The sequence below is a fragment of the Pantoea sp. X-Soil-ISGK-275 genome (genome assembly GCF_059730795.1).
In genome coordinates this window covers 575,787-587,951 of record NZ_AP035977.1, presented here as the reverse complement: position 1 = coordinate 587,951, position 12,165 = coordinate 575,787, and the positions used below count along the sequence as shown (strand labels likewise).

The following is a 12,165-nucleotide window of genomic DNA, read 5'->3' as shown; positions in this document are numbered from 1 at the left end:
TCACCGACAAACAAGAGATGTTTTGTCGAGAGTACCTGATCGATTTGAGGATTACCTAAGCTCCTTTCACATTAACTCGCCTTCCATTGCATCTGGTAGGTCTGGTTCGAAGGTGGTGGCAGGTTCGACACTTTGGTCAATGACTGAAGGGCCATATTGTTCAGCTAAGAAACGCTCTCTATAGAGATAATATGCAGCTTCGCAGACATTTGAGGTGAAGTAGGCATTAAATCCGCCGCCAACAACGGCACCGGCTACAGGTATAATTTGCGCCAATTTTGCTTTTGTGATCTTGACTCCCAGACTGCTGGCAATTTGCTGGATTATTTTTACGAATGCATGTTGCTCAAGCTGCTTCCAGGTTTGTTTTTTGGCGACTTGCTGTGAGATTTTTACAAGTTGAGCCATCGCCACATTTTTGGATGCATCTGCAGGCGATGAAGAAAGCGCAAGAATGTTAAAAGCAAAAAGTCTTTCCTCTTGCCTTTCAATATCAAATCCATAATAGGTTGCATATTCACCAATGGCTCGAAGGTTTAGAGCAATTAGCGTCGGGATATCAATTGCAATCCCAGCTATACCTGCAGCACCGGCGCCAGCACCTTCAGCAAGAGCTAAGCTTTTATACTTCGCAGCAAGCCAGCCGACAGTCTTGTCAGCATCTTCCAGCGATAATCCGGAGACGTCTTTTAGAGATTTGACGTGGACGTGTCCATCTGAGCGATATTCCTCAAGGATAGCTTCTGGCCTGACAGACCATTGTGCCGCATCATTGCAGACACTAATAAGCCCTTTAACCGATTTCTGGATTGCTTCACCCACTAGAGGCGTTGAAAGAACTGCATTGCCGGCGGCATTCAAAGGTTCATTAATTACCTTCAGAGCCTTATCAAACCATCCTATCTGAGGGTTTTTCCATTGATGAATCTCTTTAAGTGCCTTCTGATCATACGCCGTAATTTTCATAGCAATCCCTGAGTTGTCCGCATGTTTGTAAAGCAGAATGAATTAACGCCTTTAATGAATATTTATCGGAAGAGATTGCAGATTATTTACTACTAAATTTAGTGGTAGCCCCCTCGTTCGATTCGAGTCAGTTTCTGCAAAGAGCGAGGCGATTATCTGAGGTTTGAATTGAAGACCTTAACTCCTAAACAAGAAATGTTTTGTCGTGAGTACCTAGTTGATCTAAACGCTTCACAGGCCGCCATTCGGGCAGGATACAGCCAGAAAACAGCAAGCCGCATGGGTTCTGAAAACCTCTCTAAACCTGATATTGCGAAGCGCATCATAGAACTTAAAACAGCCCGAAACGAAAGGGTTGAGATAAATGCAGATTACGTACTGCAGCGGTTGGTTCAGATCGATGAAATGGACGTACTCGACATCCTGAAAGACGACGGTGGCCTCAAACTTGTTCATGAGTGGCCAAAAGTCTGGCGTACGACACTAAGTGGTCTGGATGTGCTGACGACCATCACTAACTTCGACGAAACCACCACTGAAAACATACTAAAAAAAATCAAGTGGCCGGATAAAGTGAAGAACCTTGAATTGCTGGGTAAGCACATCGCAGTGCAGGCCTTCAGAGAGCAGGCCACGCACGCGCTGACGGGCAAGGATGGTGGTTCCGTTGAAGTTAAGCTGCTCTCACGTGAGGAATACCGGCAGGCACGCCGGGAAATGTTAGAGGATGACGACTGCTGACTATAAGACCGCTGCACGCCGTATAGAGTGTGAAGAGGACGGGATGTACTTCGCCCGCTACTTCTTCAGGCAGCGCGCCGGCAGCAGAATGATTGTGGCACAACATCATCAGGTCATACAGCAGACGCTGGACCGCGTGATTGATGGTGACATTCAGCGACTAATCATCAACGTTCCACCGGGCTACACCAAGACCGAATTGGCCACCATCAACATGATGGGCCGGGGTCTGGCATTGAACCGCCGTGCCCGCTTTATGCACCTGTCGTATTCCCACAACCTGGCGTTACTGAACTCATCGACCACGCGCAGCATCGTTAAATCGTCTGCCTATCAGGCCATGTGGCCGATGGCTCTTCGCGATGACGCTGACAGCAAAGCGATGTGGTGGACCGAATACGGTGGCGGGGTGTATGCCTCGTCTGCGGCGGGACAGGTCACAGGCTTTCGTGCTGGACATATGGAGCCTGGCTGGCAGGGCGCGCTCATAATTGATGACGCAGTTAAGCCTGACGACGCCTACAGCGAAATCATCCGTGACGGGGTGAACACACGCTTCAACGAAACAATTCGCTCTCGTCTGGCCGTTGAGACCACGCCTATCGTGGTCATCATGCAGCGCATTCACTATCACGACCTGAGTGGCTACCTGCTCCGGGGTGGCAGCGGTGAAGAGTGGCATCACCTGAATCTGCCGGTGATTATCGATAACAGTCAGTCTTACAGCGCGCTTTACCCTGAGAACACCCACGCGATACCGGTTGAGCATGGCCTGCCTGACGGCTGGCTATGGCCGTATAAGCATAACGAGTCGCACCGGGTTTCCCTGTTTTCACACCGCCGCACTGCCGAAGCGCAGTACATGCAGCGTCCGCGCCGGTTTAATGCTGAAGGCGCACTGTGGACAGAAACCATGGTGTCGGGTGCCCGAGCGCTGGAGATTGCGCTTCAGCCGTCCCGTACCGTTGTGGCTATCGACCCACAGGCCACCAACAGCGAAGAGAGTGACGAAACGGGCATTGTCGTGGCAAGCAGTTACGGGCGCGGTAATGACCGGCTGTTCTCCGCTGATGCTGATTATTCGGGCAAATACTCACCTAACGGCTGGGCGAAGCGTGCCATCCGGGCTTATGAGGAGCACCGGGCTGAAGCCATCGTTATCGAAACCAATCAGGGCGGTGACATGGCGGAAGATACGCTGCGTAATGCGGGCTATCGCGGGCGCATCATTCGCGTCCATGCCAGTAAGGGCAAATTTGCCCGCGCTGAACCTATCTCGGCGCTATATGAACAGGGGCGGGTGGCGCACCGTGGCAATCTCTATCAGCTGGAGAATCAGCTGCTGGAGTACGTACCTGCCACCGCTAAAAAATCACCGGATCGTCTTGATGCGCTGGTCTGGGCCATTACTGAGCTGTTCCAGCCAAAAGGCACAACAGTCCGTCCATTCACTGCATAACTGAATATCATCATGAACAACGACGTCCGGAAGCGATCGCCCAGAATTGAGTCGATGGCCGGATGCTGGCCCATGATCAGCGCACTGCTGGGTGGCACGGCGGCAATGCGTAAGGCAGGAAAAACGTATCTGCCACGGTGGCCCAACGAAGAAGATGCGTTCTATCAGAATCGCCTGAGTACGGCCACGCTGTTTCCGGCGTTCAGCCGAACCGTTGAAGTGCTCAGCGGCAAACCCTTCTCCCGCCCGGTGACCTGGGATGAAAAAGTTGTGCCTGCCCGCATATGCGAAATGTTCGCCGATATCGACCTGCAGGGTACAAATCTGCACTCGTTTCTGGCTGACATTTGTGAAGAAGCGATGGCGTATGGCCTGTGTGGCATTCTGGTTGAGCACCCGCCCTCGAATAAGCGCATTTCTCTGGCTGAGGAGCGTCACCGGGGGCTGCGTCCTTATTTCGTGAAGGTGACCGCCAACAGCCTGCTGGACTTCGACTCCGAACGAGTCAATGGTCAGGAGACCTTCACCATGCTGCGCTTTGTCGAGACGGTGAGCGAGCGCGATCCGGACAATGAATTTGTTGTTAAAAACATTGAACAGGTCAGGGTGCTGAATCCCGGCCGCTGGCGTGTTTACCGTGAAAAACCCAATACCATAACCGGTACTCTGGAGTGGCAGCTGCACGATGAGGGTAAAACCAGCCTGCAAAAAATCACCTTTGTCCCGGTGTATGGCGATAAGCGAGGTTTCATGCACGGCAGGCCGCCGCTGACTGAGCTTGCATGGCTCAATGTCGAGCACTGGCAGTCCCGCAGTGACCAGCAGACCATTCTGCACGTGGCGCGGGTGCCGGTCCTTTTCGGTAAAAAACTCGGCGATGGGCCGATATCTGTTGGGGCGGCGTCTGCCATCATGGCTGAAGAAGACGATGCAGACCTGCGCTATGTCGAGCACAGCGGTAAAGCCATCGAAGCCGGACGCACGGACATCCTCGACCTTGAGGAGAAGATGCGTCAGATAGGGGCGGAACTGCTGGTGATAAAACCCGGCCACAGAACCGTGGTGCAGACGCTGGCAGATAACGAGGCGGGTACCAGTGCTCTGCAGCGTATGGTCTGTGACCTGACCGATGCCGCTCGTCTGGCACTGCAGTACCTGGCTGAATGGATCGGGGAAAACGACGGCGGTCACGTCACGATATTCTGCGACTTTGGGGCCACCACTCTCGCTGAAGCTTCCGCAGACTTCCTGGTGGGCATGCATAAAGCCAGGGCTTTGTCAGATGAAACGCTGTTCAACGAAATTCAGCGCCGTGGTTTGATAAACAGCGAACTCCGCTGGACGGATGAACTACTACGTATCCGCGCCATGGCGCCACCCAATAAAGATAAGCCGGTACCAGACCCGGTTTAACCCTCTCAGGCCTGTGCAATCGCATGGGCTTTTTTATTGCCGACCGCTGCGGATGCAGCTCGGCGCCACGAGCCGGATGGCTCTTACCCGGTTGGATGACCTGTATGAAACTTAAACTCGATGAGAACGGCAATGTTGTCGTGAACGATGGTAAACCTGTGTACATGCAGGATGACGGCAAAGAGATCGTATTCGATGCGCCGGGCACTCTGCAGACCATCTCGCGCCTGAATGGCGAGGCGAAGTCGCACCGCGAACGTGCGGAGACGGCGGAGACCGCGCTTAAGACGTTCGACGGTATCACTGATCCGGCCGCTGCTCTGGCGGCGCTGGAGACCGTAAAAAACCTGGAAGACAAAACGCTGGTGGATGCTGGTGAAGTCGAAAAGGTGCGTACAGAAGCGGTTCGTGCAGTAGAAGAGAAATACGCCCCGATCGTCAAAGAGCGCGATGACCTGAGCGAAAAGCTCACTGCGGAAAAAATCGGTGGGAGTTTTGCCCGTTCTAAATTCATCGCCGAGAAGATGAGTATCCCGGCTGACCTCGTGGAAGCCCGCTTTGGCAGTAACTTCCAGTTAGACGGTGACGCTGTCACGGCATTTGATCGTGAAGGCAACAAAATCTTCAGTGCAATCAAGCCTGGCGAAGCAGCCGGCTTCGATGAAGCGCTGGGCATTCTCGTCGAGCACTATCCCTACAAAGACCAGATCCTCAAAGGTACCGGCGCATCAGGCGGCGGCTCCAGTGGAGGCAATGGGAACACCAACCCGAATACGCTTACCCGTGAACAGTTCGAAACACTCAGCCCTCAGGAGCAGAGCGAAAGAGCGTGCGCGGGTGTGCAGATTACTGATTAACAGGGCACTCTGAATGTCTAATACCCTCACGCAACTTATTCCCGACCTGTATCAGTCGCTCGATATTGTATCGCGCGAACTGGCAGGGTTTATCCCCTCCGTCACGCTTGATGCATCGGCAGAACGTGCGGCACTCAACCAGCCGATCCGTATTCCGCTGACGCCTGCATCCAAAGCGGATGATGTGACGCCCGGCCAGTTACCACCCGATAACGGCGATCAAATTATTGATAACGTACCGCTGACCATCACCAAATCCCGCATGGTGCCGTTCCGCTGGGAAGGCGAGCAACAGAAAGGCATCAAATCGGGACCAGGCTACCACGGCATTCGTCGCGACCAGGTGACGCAGGCTATGCGTACGCTGGTCAATGAAATCGAAGTCGACCTAGGACAGCTCTTCCGCCGTGCATCCCGTGCTGCTGGTGTAGCCGGTAAAACACCGTTTGAGGACACCCTGACCGACACGGCACAGGTGCGTAAAATTCTCACCGATAACGGTGCACCGCTCAGTGACCTGCAATGTGTTATCGACACGACTGCAGGTGCAGCACTGCGCACCATGGCGCAGCTGACCAAAGCCAACGAAGCGGGCACCACATCGCTGCGTGCGCAGGGCACACTGCTCGAATTGCATGGTTTCACGTTGCGCGAGTCTGCAGGTGTGGCGCAGAACACAGGCGTAAAATCAGGGACGTTGACTGTCGGTAACGACCTTGTTGCCGGGCAAACACTTATCAAACTCGCTAAGGTTGAGGGGAAGACGCCAAATCTTGATGCTGTTAAGTCGGGTTCTCTCATACCTCTTGGGAAGCATAAATATGTGGTGGCGGAGGTTTCAACTGATGGCATCCATATTCATGCCCCCGGACTGCGAGAAAATGTGAAGGCTGGAGCGAAATTTGACGTTGTGAGTGAGTTCATTGCCAATTTTGCCTTCAGCCGTTCTGCGATCATCCTGGCCACTCGTGCCCCGGCTCTTCCTGAAGAGGGGGATATGGCTGACGACCGCATCATGATTACTGACCCGCGCACCAACATGTCATTCGAAGTCTCCATGTACAAACAGTACCGCCGTGTTCGTTATGAAATCGCCGCGGCATGGGGCTGTCAGAACATCAAACCAGAACACACCGCACTGCTCTTAAGCTAGTTCTTCACTGCTATATTCGATAGCTATTCACTTAATGAGGTATCTCATGCTGACTCCACAACAGCAGGCTGATGCGCGCCGGTACATGGGTTATCCAATGCTGGGTGATACCTCTCCGGACGATCGCTCAGATGTGGCGTATGCGCAGGTGACGTCCGGGCGCTTTCAGACTCTGGCGCATCGACTGAACACTCTCCGGGATGAGGAGGAAAAAATTGTGGCGAACTACCTCATTACGCTGGCGGGGCTGGAGAGCGGTATTGCCCGCGCGGCCGACAATCTGGATACGGATAAGGCTGCCGTCTGGCAGCGCAACCGCTCAGAGGTGTCAGACCGCACGCGTTTATACAACCAGTGGCGACGTCAGCTGTGCGGATTGCTGGGTATCACTCCGGGCCCGTCTCTGGGTGATGGCACTACACGACTGGTCAGGAGCTGATATGGATGCGTTACAGCTTTCAGTCAGGGTAAGCATGGGCAATGGCAAGGCAGCAAAACGCCTTGGCAGCATCGCACGTCATTACCGGGCAGTGAACCCGTTCAGCCCGCTCAAAACGGAACCATTGCAGGTGCTTGCGGCGTCCTTCACGACTGATTACGGCTACATGCGCGCTGCGCGTTTTGGTCAGGCCGCCCGCATTGGTATTTTTGATGCAACCGGATTTAAAACGGGTGATATCCTGGCCTCAGATGAAGAGGCTACATTTTATGTGGCTGCCATGCCTCTGTTGCAGCCCATCCTGTGTGTGAAAGCAGAACGGCTGATTACCTTACGACGAACCGCTGCGGCAAGGGCGAGTGGAGGGTTACAGGATTACGGAGGGACGTCTGCAGCGGATGAAAAAATTATCATGACTGACTGGCCTGCGAGTATTCTGCACAATCGAAATGGTGAGCACAGCCCGTTAAAATTGCCCGGTGAAACACGCAGTGCGTGGTACAACATTCTGATGCCGGCCTTCGGTGATCTGCATATTCATCCTGGGGATTTTGTGACAGATGATACTGGCCTTCGCTATGTCATTAGCGGTACCGAACTGACAGAGATGGGCTGGCGCCTGACGGCAATGCGGTTGACTGCTTAAGATGGCCAGTATTGATGAGGTCTCAAATTACCTCGCAAAACGGATAGCTGAGGTGCTGTATCCCGCAGGTGTCAATGCATCAAGCATCGTGACAGCCCCCATCAAAATATACCCCGGCTGGCCTGTGCCTGGTGCATTGCAGCCTGATATGGACGCGGGCGTTGTGCATGTTTCCGTCTGGCCATTACCCACTGAACGGAAAGTGACTACGCCGCTGGGCAGGCCATTCCGACGGATGGCGTTATCTGGAGACGTTGCCGGACAAGCGGTCAGGGAGCTGAAACGTCAGATCAAAGACTTTCAGATTACAGTCTGGGCACCGACGCCTCCGCTAAGAAACACCGTCGGTACAGTCATCGATACTGCGCTGACAGAACAGTGCCACATTGACCTTAGAGACGGTGCACCGACGCAGATGTTTTATGCCCGACAGTTTGATTCGGATGCTGCTGAGAACTGGCACGTTTACCGTCGAGACCTGATTTTTAGTGTTAATTACGCCACAACTCAGGCCATCAGTGCGCCGGAGGTGACTGAGATTGCTGTCACCGTAAATAGCCACAACCTCAGGCATTGATGCCTGCCTTTCTCGCATCAGCTTCAACCCGCTACCCGCATTACTGATTTATTACGGAGTAATTCTCATGCCGATTTATCCTTCCGGTAGCCTTAACACGTCTGCACTGACGGCACCCGATCTGTACGTGCAGGTCGTGCCGCCCCGCACACGGTATATAAATGGCGTACCCACAGATGGACTGGGGCTGGTGGGCGTGGCCAGCTGGGGACCGGTAAACAGCGCATTCCGCATCAGTTCCGATACTGACATGGCTTTTTTTCTGGGATCACCCAGGAATCGCCAGTACGATTTATCCACCGCTGCGGCGATCTCACTGCAGCTCGGCGCCTCGAATCTGAACTGTGTCCGCGTTACCAACGGACGGGATACGTCTGCCAGCGCCATGCTCTTTAATAACGGGAGCAAGGCTTCACTGTTGCTTACGGCACTGTACAGCGGCACGCGCGGTAATCAGATCAGCGCAGGCATCAGTAACGGTACCGCCGTCGGTTCACGAAAGCTCACCATCAGCCTGCCGGGTGTCAGTGCTGAGGTCTTCGATAACCTGAAAGGTGAAGGGGATGCGATGTGGAAAGCCATGGCAGAGGCGGTGAACCACGGGCAGATGAATATTCGCGGTCCCAGCCAGCTAGTCAGGGCAAAAGTCACCGAGTCAGAGGCGACGACGCCGTCACCGGCTACTGAAGTCACCCTGAGTGGCGGTACCGATGGCGTAACGGGAATTAATGACACAATTCTCCTTGGTCAGGACGGTATTGATACCCCTCGTAAAGGCATGTTTGCCTTGCGAGGTACGAACTCGCAGGTCATCAACCTGATTGATGTGACGGATAAAAATTGCTGGCCTACGATGGCTGCGTTTGCGGAGTCAGAAGGGGCATATATCATCACCCAGGGCGGTGTTTCCACCGACTACAAAACCCTGTCTGAAGCGCTTAACGGTTCTGGTGTGGATGACTGGCACCTGAAACTGATTGTTGGTGACTGGCCGTTCTGGAAGGATAGCGCCAACGGTATAAACCGCATGATTGCGCCAGCCACCTTCGAAGCGGCGAATATTGCATCCCGATCACCTCATATCTCTACCCTGAACAAGCGTATCCCTGGCATCATTGCCACGGAGCGCCAGCAGGCGGGGCGTCCCTATTCTGTACCGGAAATCGGCGCGATTAACTCAGCGCGTCTTGATGTCATTACCAATCCCTGTCCGGGCGGCCATTATTTTGGCATGCGCTCGGGGCGGAATACCTCATCCAACCCGACCCAGAATGATGACACTTACACCCGCATGACCAACTTCCTGTCGCTGACGATTGCGGCAAGCTTTGGTGGCGTGGTGGGTGACAACCAGACGGTGGATTTGCGCCGGGAAACGAAAAGCACGCTGGAGTCATTCCTGTCAAACCTGGAAGGGCTGAAGATGATCGGCGATCCGAACGGCGGGCCGGCTTTCTCAGTGCGCCTCGATGCGACCAACAACCCGGATTCCCGCGTTGCGCTGGGCTATATGATGGCCGATGTGCAGGTCAAATATCTGAATGTGGTGCGCTATTTCCTGGTGAATATGGAAGGGGGTGGCAGCGTGTCCATCTCCGTCTCAAACGACTCACACCGCTAATGCCGCTGCGCTATTAATCCGGAGATAAACCATGCCAACCCTTGGCTATACCGTGGGCCGCGATATCGCTGTTGATATCAATACGCACACGGGCAAGCTGCGCATTCCCAAAATAATGAGCTTTGACTCCAAGCCGCAGGTTTCGACACAGAAGATTACCCCGCTAAACGGCATTACTGATGAATTACAAATCCCGGTTGGCTGGCATGGGACCATTACGGCTGAACGTATGGATGCCACGCTGGATGACTTCTGGGCGAAGTGGGAAGACAACTACTACAACGGTATTGATCAGCCGCGCGGCACCATTACCGAAACCATTACTGAAGCGAATGGCTTAGTGAGCGTGTATCGCTATGAAGGGGTGTCATTTCACCTCACCGATGCCGGCAACAAGCAGGGTGAGAAAACCGTCAACCAGACGCTGACGTTCACTGCCAGCCGTCGTAAAAAAGTTAACTGAGGTTACTGAGTGAAAGTCACAGTCCATGAAAAACCGAGATCTGATGAACCCTCGGTTGCTGTATCAAATCAGGTAACTGACACTCGCGGTCGCGTTATCCGCTATCGCGAGCTTGACCCGTTACAGGAATCACGTCTGATTCTGGCAATTGGCGCGCAGGCCGCAATGAACCCGGTTTATGTGAATGTGTATGCCATTCCTGCAGCGCGGGTCTCAGATATTGATGGGGATGAGTACGCCATTCCTCAGACGCAGGCTCAGGTAGATGCCATGATCAGCATTCTGGGGCGCGAGGGCATGGACGCGCTGGCCACCCAATTTTTCCCGACCGGAGACTGCAATCAAGGTGATGACATTCCCAGGGCCGCCACAAAAAACTCGCCCTGAACCCTGATTTTCGCAGTCGTTGCTGGCTGCTGAAGAACGGGGTTCCATTCTCAATGGTATTTGATGTGACAGAGATGGTGATGCACGAACGGCACGCGATGGCGATCGTCTTTTCGGAGCTGGAAGGGGCACAGTTCAACTGGCAGACATGGGCCTGGGAGAAACAGACGTGAAAGAGTTAGAAGGATTCCTCGGTGCGGCACTGCAATTTGCGGCGCTGGAAGTCGCGCTGCACAAGCGACTGGCTGACGGACTCGAAGACGTCGCAGAATCTATCGCACAGACCGCGAAAGATGAAATCTGTTTTTATCAGCCGGCGGTCGGTCCTTTTCAGGACTGGGCTCCGCTGGCTGAGAGTACCGAAGCGGACAAGGCGATAAAAGGCTTTCCACTGGAAGCCCCGCTTCTGCGTACCGGTGAGTTCCGCGATACGTGGGAGCATGAGATCAGTGGTTTCGAGGCGGTGGTGGGTTCAAAAGATAAAAGAGCTCCCTGGTTTGAATTCGGTACCGTCAATATGCCTCCTCGTCCGGTGCTTGGCCCGGCAGTCATCCACAATGAGCGCACCATCCGCCGGATACTGGGGCGTGCTGCAGTTACGGGTATCACTGAAGGCACAGCCATCCACAGTGTTCTGGGATATGACCGCCAGATATAAATCCCGCCACGAAACTTCATCGCCAAACTTAAGTCAAATTAGCGCCTCAATGTCATTACGGCCAATAGTTGACCTTCTCACGGGGCCGGCCGATGAACTGTTTCGGGAGTAATTATGCTGAAAGCCCTGATTGTCCCAATGATGTTACTGCCTGCTTTACCTGCACCAGCGCAGATTGTTTCCATCGCACCAGGTCACATCCATCGCGTGCCTGCTCCGGAGCTAGTGGCATATACGCCCGAAAGGGTTCCGGAGACGGAGGCATTAATTCGCAGCAACCTGCTTGATGATACGCATTCACCGCGAGTCGGGGCGCTGCAACCGGCGCTGACGCTGGTATGTTTTACCGATTACAGTTGCAAAGCCTGTAAATGCCTGGATGAAAAACTGCATCGGTTGCTGGCGCAGCATCCTCAGCTGGCTGTGACTTACAAATTCAGTCCATCCATGTTTCAGCCACTTAACCCTTCGCGTATGGCTCTCACCTTATGGGAACAACAGCCCTCAAAATTTGAGGCCTTTCATCGCTATCTGATGCGTTATCAGGGCTTACTGGATGATTACAGTATCCGGAATGCAGTCCGCTCTGCAGGCTCAACCATTTATCAACTCAGCCCGGATGTCACGCATACACTGGCGCTGAACAAAGCATTGATGAAAAAACTTAATATCACCCACACGCCCGCGACCCTCATTGGCGACACAGTTTTGACGGGCGATGTGCCTTTCAGTGAACTTGAAGAGGCGGTGAAGCGCGCACAGACGGAAACGTAATGTGTGAAAAC

Annotated in this window: 14 protein-coding genes; 13 read left to right on the top strand and 1 reads right to left on the bottom strand. The window is 53.7% G+C overall.

Going from position 1 to position 12,165, the window contains the following annotated elements; genetic code table 11:
• Positions 1-66 precede the first annotated feature (66 nt).
• Positions 67-966 carry an EcsC family protein gene (locus tag AC6I8A_RS22135; protein ID WP_497819197.1) on the bottom strand — a complete coding sequence of 300 codons (900 nt, stop codon included), beginning with the start codon at positions 964-966 and terminating at the stop codon, positions 67-69.
• A gap of 168 nt (positions 967-1,134) precedes the next feature.
• Here AC6I8A_RS22135 and AC6I8A_RS22130 point away from each other — a divergent pair, with 168 nt between their 5' ends.
• The 13 genes from AC6I8A_RS22130 to AC6I8A_RS22070 all read left to right on the top strand — a co-directional run bounded on the left by AC6I8A_RS22130 (position 1,135) and on the right by AC6I8A_RS22070 (position 12,154).
• On the top strand, positions 1,135-1,707 hold the full coding sequence (locus tag AC6I8A_RS22130) for a terminase small subunit (protein WP_497819196.1): 573 nt from the start codon (positions 1,135-1,137) through the stop codon (positions 1,705-1,707).
• The gene (locus AC6I8A_RS22125) at positions 1,694-3,166 is read left to right on the top strand and encodes a phage terminase large subunit family protein (protein ID WP_497819195.1); all 1,473 of its coding nucleotides are present in this window, start codon (positions 1,694-1,696) and stop codon (positions 3,164-3,166) included. Before AC6I8A_RS22130 ends, AC6I8A_RS22125 begins: the two co-directional genes overlap by 14 nt.
• A 72-nt stretch (positions 3,167-3,238) precedes the next feature.
• Positions 3,239-4,579, top strand: a complete 1,341-nt coding sequence (locus AC6I8A_RS22120; RefSeq protein WP_497819194.1) for a DUF4055 domain-containing protein — start codon at positions 3,239-3,241, stop codon at positions 4,577-4,579.
• Positions 4,580-4,683: 104 nt separating this feature from the next.
• Positions 4,684-5,436: a DUF6651 domain-containing protein gene (locus tag AC6I8A_RS22115; protein ID WP_277976400.1), complete on the top strand. Its 753-nt coding sequence runs from the start codon at positions 4,684-4,686 to the stop codon at positions 5,434-5,436.
• 13 nt (positions 5,437-5,449) lie between these two features.
• A complete protein-coding gene (locus AC6I8A_RS22110; RefSeq protein WP_277976399.1) occupies positions 5,450-6,589 on the top strand; it encodes a major capsid protein in 1,140 nt (379 codons plus the stop codon).
• A 46-nt stretch (positions 6,590-6,635) separates the two neighbouring features.
• Positions 6,636-7,028, top strand: coding sequence for a hypothetical protein (locus AC6I8A_RS22105; protein ID WP_277976398.1), 393 nt, complete (start codon positions 6,636-6,638; stop codon positions 7,026-7,028).
• Between the two features lies 1 nt (position 7,029).
• Positions 7,030-7,674, top strand: coding sequence for a hypothetical protein (locus AC6I8A_RS22100; protein WP_497819193.1), 645 nt, complete (start codon positions 7,030-7,032; stop codon positions 7,672-7,674).
• 1 nt (position 7,675) lies between these two features.
• On the top strand, positions 7,676-8,251 hold the full coding sequence (locus AC6I8A_RS22095; protein ID WP_497819192.1) for a hypothetical protein: 576 nt from the start codon (positions 7,676-7,678) through the stop codon (positions 8,249-8,251).
• A gap of 67 nt (positions 8,252-8,318) precedes the next feature.
• Positions 8,319-9,872 (top strand): phage tail protein, encoded by a 1,554-nt coding sequence (locus tag AC6I8A_RS22090; protein WP_497819191.1) that lies wholly within the window; start codon positions 8,319-8,321, stop codon positions 9,870-9,872.
• A 31-nt stretch (positions 9,873-9,903) separates the two neighbouring features.
• The gene (locus AC6I8A_RS22085; RefSeq protein WP_497819190.1) at positions 9,904-10,335 is read left to right on the top strand and encodes a hypothetical protein; all 432 of its coding nucleotides are present in this window, start codon (positions 9,904-9,906) and stop codon (positions 10,333-10,335) included.
• Between the two features lie 9 nt (positions 10,336-10,344).
• Positions 10,345-10,722, top strand: coding sequence for a hypothetical protein (locus tag AC6I8A_RS22080; RefSeq protein ID WP_101761613.1), 378 nt, complete (start codon positions 10,345-10,347; stop codon positions 10,720-10,722).
• 169 nt (positions 10,723-10,891) lie between these two features.
• A complete protein-coding gene (locus AC6I8A_RS22075) occupies positions 10,892-11,380 on the top strand; it encodes a phage virion morphogenesis protein (protein ID WP_497819189.1) in 489 nt (162 codons plus the stop codon).
• 114 nt (positions 11,381-11,494) lie between these two features.
• A complete protein-coding gene (locus tag AC6I8A_RS22070) occupies positions 11,495-12,154 on the top strand; it encodes a thioredoxin domain-containing protein (RefSeq protein ID WP_497819188.1) in 660 nt (219 codons plus the stop codon).
• Positions 12,155-12,165 lie beyond the last annotated feature (11 nt).

What these genes read in the sequence shown, in the direction of transcription:
- AC6I8A_RS22090 (WP_497819191.1), top strand. Translation starts at nt 8,319, where the DNA reads ATGCCGATTTATCCTTCCGGTAGCCTTAACACGTCTGCACTGACGGCA.
- AC6I8A_RS22095 (WP_497819192.1), top strand. Translation starts at nt 7,676, where the DNA reads ATGGCCAGTATTGATGAGGTCTCAAATTACCTCGCAAAACGGATAGCT.
- AC6I8A_RS22100 (WP_497819193.1), top strand. Translation starts at nt 7,030, where the DNA reads ATGGATGCGTTACAGCTTTCAGTCAGGGTAAGCATGGGCAATGGCAAG.
- AC6I8A_RS22135 (WP_497819197.1), bottom strand. Translation starts at nt 966, where the DNA reads ATGAAAATTACGGCGTATGATCAGAAGGCACTTAAAGAGATTCATCAA.
- AC6I8A_RS22105 (WP_277976398.1), top strand. Translation starts at nt 6,636, where the DNA reads ATGCTGACTCCACAACAGCAGGCTGATGCGCGCCGGTACATGGGTTAT.
- AC6I8A_RS22110 (WP_277976399.1), top strand. Translation starts at nt 5,450, where the DNA reads ATGTCTAATACCCTCACGCAACTTATTCCCGACCTGTATCAGTCGCTC.
- AC6I8A_RS22125 (WP_497819195.1), top strand. Translation starts at nt 1,694, where the DNA reads ATGACGACTGCTGACTATAAGACCGCTGCACGCCGTATAGAGTGTGAA.
- AC6I8A_RS22070 (WP_497819188.1), top strand. Translation starts at nt 11,495, where the DNA reads ATGCTGAAAGCCCTGATTGTCCCAATGATGTTACTGCCTGCTTTACCT.
- AC6I8A_RS22120 (WP_497819194.1), top strand. Translation starts at nt 3,239, where the DNA reads ATGATCAGCGCACTGCTGGGTGGCACGGCGGCAATGCGTAAGGCAGGA.
- AC6I8A_RS22115 (WP_277976400.1), top strand. Translation starts at nt 4,684, where the DNA reads ATGAAACTTAAACTCGATGAGAACGGCAATGTTGTCGTGAACGATGGT.
- AC6I8A_RS22085 (WP_497819190.1), top strand. Translation starts at nt 9,904, where the DNA reads ATGCCAACCCTTGGCTATACCGTGGGCCGCGATATCGCTGTTGATATC.